General features: G+C 33.6%; 1 protein-coding gene. It reads right to left on the bottom strand.

Annotated features, from left to right (window positions below; all coding sequences use genetic code 11):
- Nucleotides 1-43 precede the first annotated feature (43 nt).
- On the bottom strand, nt 44-1489 hold the full coding sequence (locus tag B5F09_RS14445; protein WP_087375020.1) for a DDE-type integrase/transposase/recombinase: 1446 nt from the start codon (nt 1487-1489) through the stop codon (nt 44-46).
- Between the last annotated feature and the right edge of the window lie 194 nt (nt 1490-1683).

Here is a 1683-nt window from a genome sequence, read left to right as displayed (position 1 = left end):
GGTAGTGTCAAATAAGTTATGAAAAAATGAAATTTATTCATAACTAGAATTCCATAGTTGATTCTATGAAGTAATTCAATGCTTCATCTAGCAGTATGTTCCATTTGTTTGGCATATTATGAGTCTTTTTAAGACAATCCAACTCAACTGGTGGCTTGTATCCGAGACTTGTATGATTTCTTAGAAAATTAAAGTATGTCGTAAACAAGCACATGAAGTCGTTGGCACCTTCAAGTGAATTGAAACCATTTTTAACGGCATATGAATACTTGAATGTCCTATTCAGGCGTTCAATAATCTGCTTGGCAGGACGATGTTGCTTTGAAACAGGATCATCATTCGTAAGTCCAATAACCTGTGTGACCTTGAAAAATATGCGTTTAAGCTGAAAATACTGTTGAGCAGCTTTGTATATCGGATTCCCATCAACGACGAATTCAAGATTTTTAGGAATTTTTTTGAATTTTCTAAGAACTGAGTAAAAAGCATCAATAGCACTGAACGTGTCACGCTTCATATATATCTTAAATGAAGTGATAATCTTTTTCTTTACATCACACATGAAAAAGACGTAGGCTTTTTTACCTAGGACCTTGACATATGTTTCATCACCACAATGATAGGCATTAAGATCATGCTTAAAATTATCGAGCCAAGGAAAAAGCAGATGGCTGGCCGCCTGGGCATAGTTAGCGATGGTTTGATGAGAAATCTTTATATCATGAACTTCATAAAGGATCAAAGCAGTTTTACGCAATGAAAGGCCATAATTCACATAATAAGTCAAAACAAGACCTAAAACATGCTTAGAATTATGGATACGTGAAAGGTCGACCTTAGAAGGTGCTATTTTAAGTTGGATGCGTTCAAGCATATCTAAGGAAGCATTAAAGACGCGAGTAATATAGTGAAGAGAAAAAGCAGAAGGATTTCGCTTATATTTTGCTTTATCTTCTTTGGAAAGCTTTTTCAGTTCAGATTTATAGTGAGAACATTTTGGATTCATGCATTTATATATATCAAAATGATTTCTTGATTTGATCATAGAAAGCTTATGACCACAATAAGGACATTTTCGAACAACCTGCTGAGAATAGCTTTTTTGAGTAGAAAAAGTCTTTTCGCAAACCTTGCATCTGATTTGAGTTCTTTTATTGCCGTTATTGTAGGAAAGATATTCATGAGTAGCACCACAATGAGGGCAGACAGTTCCTTTTGGTGGATAAATCTTGCCATCATGTCTAAAGACAGGCTTAAGGGGTTTGTTGTGCTTAGCTTCATAGGCAGACTTAGCCGCATCAAAGGGAATAGGCATATGCTCAGGTTCAACAATAGGTAAAGGATGGACCTTGAATCTTCTGTAGGCGTCACTAGTGACAGAGGAATTAGGATTGTTAGGAAGGAACTTCAAAAGGAAGCATTCAAATTTAAATAAAAATTTACGAATAATGTTTAATAAATAAATAATTGATGATATAATCTTAACCATGGTAATAACCTCCTATTATTGTGGTTTGGTCGCTTACAATAATTATAGAGGATATTACCTTTTTTTGTATATAAAATGGTTAAGTTTATAGATTGATTTCATGGGGAAATTAATCAAAATATATAAAAACCAAGGTAGAATGAGGTTTTAAGTTAATTTATATATAAAATAAACTAACTATTTTTGACACTACC

Source organism: Erysipelatoclostridium sp. An173, from assembly GCF_002160495.1.
GTDB lineage: Bacteria > Bacillota_I > Bacilli_A > Erysipelotrichales > Coprobacillaceae > Thomasclavelia > Thomasclavelia merdavium.
The sequence above is the reverse complement of the archived record's forward strand: the minus strand, read 5'-3'. Positions and strand labels throughout refer to the sequence as shown.